Consider the following 223-nt stretch of genomic DNA (forward strand, 5'->3'; position numbering starts at 1 on the left):
GTTGAACCGGCAGTGGTTGAACCACGGAGCGCCATCGACAAGTTGTTAGCGGTAAAGTCATGTGCCGTGAGGCTCGCCGAGATAGAGGAAATCCGGCTGATGGTGTTGCGATTACCACCGCCACCGAGATAGTTTTTCAGTTCCTTTTTATCTTCCTCGAAACTGAATTGAAACTGGCTGACGTTACCCACCGGCAAAAGGGGAGCGGAACCATCGGCAGGCT

1 protein-coding gene is annotated in these 223 nt (G+C 52.9%); it reads right to left on the reverse strand.

From position 1 onward, the window contains the following. Positions 1–223, reverse strand: a 223-nt coding sequence (locus tag AK963_RS34775; protein WP_202970006.1) for a hypothetical protein, incomplete at both ends; no start/stop codon positions are given.

The organism is Endozoicomonas atrinae, assembly GCF_001647025.1.
Lineage (GTDB): Bacteria > Pseudomonadota > Gammaproteobacteria > Pseudomonadales > Endozoicomonadaceae > Endozoicomonas > Endozoicomonas atrinae.